General features: G+C 44.3%; 11 protein-coding genes. All 11 read left to right on the top strand.

The genetic code is table 11. From position 1 onward, the window contains the following. Positions 1-44: 44 nt before the first annotated feature. Positions 45-746 (top strand): hypothetical protein, encoded by a 702-nt coding sequence (locus WD019_RS02480; protein WP_425710543.1) that lies wholly within the window; start codon positions 45-47, stop codon positions 744-746. 58 nt (positions 747-804) lie between these two features. After that, complete coding sequence (locus tag WD019_RS02485; RefSeq protein ID WP_425710544.1) at positions 805-1,893, top strand: SU10 major capsid protein; 1,089 nt, start codon at positions 805-807, stop codon at positions 1,891-1,893. A 58-nt stretch (positions 1,894-1,951) separates the two neighbouring features. Next, positions 1,952-2,176 (top strand): hypothetical protein, encoded by a 225-nt coding sequence (locus WD019_RS02490; RefSeq protein WP_425710545.1) that lies wholly within the window; start codon positions 1,952-1,954, stop codon positions 2,174-2,176. A 13-nt stretch (positions 2,177-2,189) separates the two neighbouring features. Further along, the gene (locus WD019_RS02495; protein ID WP_425710546.1) at positions 2,190-2,579 is read left to right on the top strand and encodes a hypothetical protein; all 390 of its coding nucleotides are present in this window, start codon (positions 2,190-2,192) and stop codon (positions 2,577-2,579) included. Position 2,580: 1 nt separating this feature from the next. Further along, on the top strand, positions 2,581-2,919 hold the full coding sequence (locus tag WD019_RS02500) for a hypothetical protein (RefSeq protein ID WP_425710547.1): 339 nt from the start codon (positions 2,581-2,583) through the stop codon (positions 2,917-2,919). Continuing rightward, a complete protein-coding gene (locus WD019_RS02505) occupies positions 2,919-3,320 on the top strand; it encodes an HK97 gp10 family phage protein (RefSeq protein WP_425710548.1) in 402 nt (133 codons plus the stop codon). The genes WD019_RS02500 and WD019_RS02505 overlap by 1 nt, the downstream gene beginning before the upstream one ends. A 4-nt stretch (positions 3,321-3,324) precedes the next feature. Beyond that, positions 3,325-3,768, top strand: a complete 444-nt coding sequence (locus tag WD019_RS02510; protein ID WP_425710549.1) for a hypothetical protein — start codon at positions 3,325-3,327, stop codon at positions 3,766-3,768. A gap of 12 nt (positions 3,769-3,780) precedes the next feature. Then, entirely contained in the window at positions 3,781-4,833 is a 1,053-nt protein-coding gene (locus WD019_RS02515; RefSeq protein ID WP_425710550.1) for a phage tail sheath subtilisin-like domain-containing protein, read from the top strand. A 15-nt stretch (positions 4,834-4,848) separates the two neighbouring features. Then, positions 4,849-5,286: a phage tail tube protein gene (locus WD019_RS02520; RefSeq protein ID WP_425710551.1), complete on the top strand. Its 438-nt coding sequence runs from the start codon at positions 4,849-4,851 to the stop codon at positions 5,284-5,286. Between the two features lie 59 nt (positions 5,287-5,345). After that, complete coding sequence (locus WD019_RS02525; protein WP_425710552.1) at positions 5,346-5,723, top strand: phage tail assembly chaperone; 378 nt, start codon at positions 5,346-5,348, stop codon at positions 5,721-5,723. 167 nt (positions 5,724-5,890) lie between these two features. Further along, a partial coding sequence (locus WD019_RS02530; RefSeq protein WP_425710553.1) for a hypothetical protein occupies positions 5,891-6,070 on the top strand: 180 nt, incomplete at its 3' end.

A 6,070-nucleotide genomic window follows, 5' to 3' on the forward strand; every position in this document is an offset into this window, starting at 1 on the left:
AACGGAATCTACAGTCTACGCGGACTTTAAACGTGGAGGTACGTATGAAATTAAATCTACAGTATTTTGCGGAAGAAAACACGGAACACGAAAATCCAGATGTGAACGAAACACCAACGGTTGAGGAACAACCGGATAAAAAACCCGAAGTTAGAACGTTCACGCAAGAAGAACTCGATAAAATCGTAGCTGACCGTATTGCTCGCGAACGCAAGAAACTCGAAAAATTCGCAGACTATGACGACCTGAAAACGAAAGCGTCAGAATACGAAAAGCAGCTCGAAGAAAAACGTCTTGCCGAATTGTCAGCGCAAGAACGTGCGGAAGAATTAGCGAAGAAATTTGAGGCGGAGCGTAATGATTACGCAAAACAACTCGAAGAATTAAACGCTAGAATTCAACGCGAGAAAATCGAGAACGCATTTATTAAGGTTGCCACCGCGCTTAATGTTGAATACGTTGACGATGCACTTAAACTTGCCGACTTATCCGCGGTAACAGTCGATGATGAGGGCGTCAAAGGTGTAGAAGACGTTGTAAAAGCGCTGGTTGAAAATAAACCGTTTCTATTGCGCAAGGCAAAACAAGAGCCGAAAGTAATTGGAGACGCAACGCAACAAAAATCGGACACTAGCGATAAAACCGCCGAACAACTATTGAAAGAAGCGGCTGAACGCGCTAGGAAGTCTGGAAGAGTTGAAGACAAAATCGCATATGCACAACTAAAACGTGATTTACAAGCTTAAACAATGACTCGCAAAAAGGCGGGTCTTTTTTATTACAAAATAAGGGAGGCCACAATATATGGCTAAAATTTATGATGCAAGTATGATCGGTAAAAAACAATCAGTAATCGATGAAATTCTTTTATTGAATCCTCACCAGACTCCACTAATTAGTTTACTAGGGTTCGGTCAAGCGGTTACGCAAACTACCCACCAATGGTTTGAAGACGAAATGTACGCAGACGAAAGTACGGTAGTTGGAGCGAAATTAGCAACAGACACATCTGTAGTGGTTGCTGACGCCGAACCTTTCCGTGTTGGTCACGTTGTTAAAATTGGCGACGAGCTTCTTTACGTTTCTGCAGTCAATACAGGCACTAAAACATTAACTGTTACTCGCGGGTATGCCGGAACAACTGCAGCTGCTATCGCTGATGGCGCTAAAATTGAAGTACAATTCGTGGAAGGAATCGAGGGTAACGATGCTCGCGCCGCTCGTTACAAAGCGCGTGTTGCAAAATCTAACAAAACGCAAATTTTCGATGACACTATCGAAGTTTCTGGAACTGCTGCTGCGGTCCAACAATACGGTATTAACGACATTTATGAGTACGAAAAACAAAAGAAGCAGTTAGAGCTTGCGCTTCAACTTGAAAAAGCGCTTATAAACGGTATCTCGTATGAGAACGGCCAAGTTCGCCAGATGAAGGGTATCCGTTCATTTATCCAGACTAACGTAACAAATGTCGGCGGAGCATTGACTATGGACGCTATTAATGATCTTGCGCAATCAATTTATCAAGCCGGAGGTTTTGCTTCTGGCGGAGATTATAAGGTTATCGTTGGTGCTAAGCAAAAACGTAATCTTTCTAAGTTAGATACAAACAAAGTCCAAATTAGCCGTTCTGAGAATTCTCGCGGTGAAGTAGTTGATAAGTTAGTAAACGACTTCGGAGAGTTCGAAATTGCATTAAATAACAACCTTGCTGCAGATGAATTGTTCCTTATTGATGCTAACCGTGTTTCTATTCGTCCTTTAGTAGGTCGTGAGTTCTTCCATAAATTCATGGGCGATAAAGGAGACTACACAACTGGTATCGTTGTTGGAGAATATACACTTGAATTCCTCCAAGAAAAAGCTCACGGTCGTCTTAAAGGTCTTTCCTAATAATTAAATAAAAACCCGCCCGCATTTTTTGCGGGCTTTTCTTTTAGGTGGTGTTTAAATGGCGGAGTATCAATCACAATATCCTGAATTAGGGTTTTACGTTAAAGGTAGGCACTGCAAGTTTAGTGGCGGCCGATATGTAACGGATGACCCAGCAGAAATTGAAGTTCTAAACAGTATTATTGACGCTGTTCGTGTTGATGAGCCGAAAGAAAACGAATCAAAGTCGGAGGAACCCGTAAAGGCAACGAAAAAGCCAGTACGCAAGACCTCCGCAAAATAAAGGAGGTTAGCGTATGGTTAACGTTACAGACGCAAACGTGTACATTAACGCAAACGTAATTGACGTTGAGGATTGGAACGATGCGGATGAAGCGAAGAAAACACGAATAGTAAATGTCGCAAAAAATACGCTCGCCAAACAGTTCCCAGGCGTCGTGATTCCGGATAATGCCGTATACGAGTTTTGCGCAAAGTTGGCGTGGGTGTTTAACGATACAAACCGCATGGCTTACCAGGGTGTCGCGTCAATGTCAATACAAGGCGTTGCGTCATTTACGTTTAAAGACGCAGGTCCGAAAGACCTTGCGAAACTGATACCGCAAACAGCAATCGACCTAATTAACGAAGCGAACCCGGGCTTACCTGACGTTTCTTTAACCGCGTTAAAATGGACGGTGATGTAGCGTGCCTTTAATTCCGATGAAACAAACGGTTACTCGCATTCGAACGGAAGGCAACGAGTGGGACGGCACTAAAACCGAAATAAGAACCCCGATGAAATGCGCTATCAATGAAGGCACTAAACTAGTTCGGTCAATGTCGGGTTCAGCCGGTGTACAAGGCACGACGTCATCCGAAGCCGTTTCTAGTGCGCAGATTTACTTTGATAAACTCGCTGACATACGCTTGACTGACGTTTTAGAGTATACGAACGAACTCGGCATAACCCGAAGATACCCGCCATTAACGATCGAGATAAAGCGGTTGAACGGTAAGCCGATTCTAACGGTGGTGTCAGTCTAATGGCGAAATCATTTGAATTAGACGTATCGGGTTTAAAGCGATTAATGGCGAGTTCGCCCGAGGCAGCGGCGCGCGGGGCAAAACGCGGACTACATGACGCACTTGACGACTGGGTTCGAGAGGCGCGGAACATTGCACCAATCGATAAAGGTACGTTAAGGCGAGGCATAACCGCGGAAGGCGTGACTGGAAAGGGAATCAACTTGAAGGCGGAAATTAACTCGACCGCAATAGAGCGCGGGTTTAACTACGCATATTACATTCACGAAGAAGACGCCGGCGGTAAAAACGTGAACGGAGAAAAGCAATACCTCGATAAATCTGCGCAAGAAAATCAGACGAAGTGGCAACGTTGGATCGAGGAAGAAATTGTCGCAGCGTTAAAAAACGAGGGGTGGTGACGAGGTGTCTTTAGTAAACGAATTAAATTCGGTATACGACGTGATTAAGTCGATGTATCCGACTTCAACAATCGCAAGACAAGACGTACCGACATCCCCCGTTGCGAATACGTTCGTTGTACGAGTTCAATACGACAACAGCGAAACGGAGACGCGTCTAACGTTTAAAAATGACCGCGAGTTTCAGCTGATATATTTCGGTTCAAGTTCGATGGATGTCCTTACGAAAATCGACGAGCTTAACCGATTATTTTTAAACGATAAAATAGCGATTCCAATTCGAGGCTCTTTACGCTACATGCGCGTGAAGGGCTTTTCTTTTGGAACGCCAGCCAAGTCATCGAGCAGTGTTGATTACGTGATTGGCGTGCTACAAACGGAAACACGCGAAGCACGCGACCAAGAAACATACGAAAAAATAACGAACGTCAATTTGACGATCAAATAAGGAGTGAATGAAATGGCGGGAGGTTCTTGGAATCCTAGCGAGTTGCCAATTCGTCCAGGTTTGTACGCTAATTTCGTAAGCAAAGCGGCAAATCAGATTAGCGGAGGCGAGCGGGGTATTGTCGCTATCCCTCTAAAAACATCTACCGGAGGAACTGCTACGGCTAAAACGTTCTACACGGTTGAAAACGAAACGGATGCGGCAACTCTTTTCGGATCTGCAAATATCCAATCGATAAAATTCGCATTGCAAGGCGGGGCTAAAGAAGTACTCGTTTATACGATGCCGTCTACGCCTGCTGCGCAGGATTACGTTGATATGAGAACTGCATTCGACACGCGCCCGTTCAACGTCTTTGTTTATGACGGTGAAGTTTCGGCAACGGAACAAGACAATACGTTAGCGTGGGTCAAAACGAATCGAGACGAAGGAAAGCATTTTATGGCGGTATTCGGATGCGTAGTAGCCGCAGACGACAACGATCCGTCGATAGGTGATGCGCGGTCAGTACGTTTAGCTGACGATTATGCCGTCAATCTAATCACCGGAGTAACGATCGACGGCAATACGTACACTTCTGCAAAATACGCACCGTGGGTAGCCGGTTTAATTGCGGGCACACCGATTAACCAGTCGATCACGTATCGAGTTTCTCCAGTTGACGACGTAACGAAGCGATTTACAAACGGTCAAATCAAAACTTCGCTTTCGAAGGGTTCCCTAGTACTCGTTCACGATGGCGAAAAAGTGAAAGTTGAACAAGGGTTGACGACTTCCGTTTCGAAGATTCGCAAACAACGCGCTCGCCAGGCGGTTCTTACCGATGTGACGAAGACAGCGAATGACACGTACATTGGACGCATTAACAACAATGCTGACGGCCAGGCTGCGTTAATCAGCGCAATCAAGGCGTATCTCGAAACGCTAGAACAAGCGAACGTGTTGACGGATATTTCCGTAGAAGTAGACCCGCAATATCAGTCGACGGGAGACTCCGTTTACTTTGCGATTTCTTTCACGGAGATCGATTCGATGGAACGCATTTTCTTAACTATTAACGTTTAAGGGCGGTGAAAATAGATGGCATTAGACGCAACTCGCACAATTAACGGTTCTTTTGGCGAAGTGTGGCACGAAGGGAAATGGCTTACAAACGTTCAGAAAGCGGAGGCGAACGTTGAAATCGATAAAGAAGAAGTTAACCGATCTGGAACGCGCTGGACAGGTCACAAAGTAACTAAACTAACCGGAACTGGAACTGTGAGCGGTTATAAAATTACATCTGATTTTATTCAGTTAATCGGGTCTGTAGGTAGCGATAAAGGGAAACCTTACGTTTCGGAGTTGATTTTTAAATTGGCGGATCCTGAGTCTTTCGGAGCGGAACGCGTACGTTTAAAAGGTGTGCAATTCGATAAAATCCCTTTAGGGAATTTCGAAGTAGGGAAGCTCGTTGAAGAAGAACTTCCTTTTACTTTTAGCGGTTATGACCTATTAGACAAAATTAAAGAAAAATAATTGACGGGCCAATCGCCCGTCTTTTTATTTATCGAAAATTACCTGGGAGGTTTATATAGATGGCAAATTTACAAAAGGATCCATTAGCAGCTTTATTAAGCGCAGATTTAGATGTTCGAGAGCAGGTACCTATTAAACGGTTGGGGATCAATTTAGAGGTAAAGTCATTGGATACTCCTACCTTGAAGCGCTTGACTGAGCGTGCAACGTTTGGCGGAGAAGTTGACGAGTTGAAGTTAAACGCACTTCTTATCGATGCTGCGTGTGTTTTAGATTTCGGGAATGAAAAATTACTCGAAAAATACGGCGCATCTGACCCTGCAGATTGTGTTCAAAAAGCCCTTCTCCCAGGAGAGATTAATAAGCTAGTTACTTCGATCATGCAAGTAAGTGGTTTTGATGACTTCAACACACAAGTAAAACAAGCAAAAAACTAATTAAAGCCGGTGGAGAAGCGTGGCTGCTTCACGTTATTTTCCAACGGCATCACATACCTCCGGATGAAGTATACAAAAAAGAACAACGACATCGAGCGTTTATGTATGCCTCAATGGAGATTCAGTTGGATTCCGAAGAAAAAGAACGCAAGAAAGGGGGTTAATAGATGGCGTTCAATTTAACGGCGGCTTTACGATTAAATGACGCGGGATTTTCAAGCGGAATGAGAAAAGCTACAAACAGCATTAACGGAATGAAAAGCGCGTCTATTGAAGTCGTAAAGCAACTCGGTTTGATTACGACAGCATCAGTCGGTATTGGTGCTGCGTTTAGTTCGGTTAACAAG

It is taken from the genome of Fictibacillus sp. Mic-4 (assembly GCF_049843615.1).
Taxonomy (GTDB): domain Bacteria; phylum Bacillota; class Bacilli; order Bacillales; family Fictibacillaceae; genus Fictibacillus_A; species Fictibacillus_A gelatini.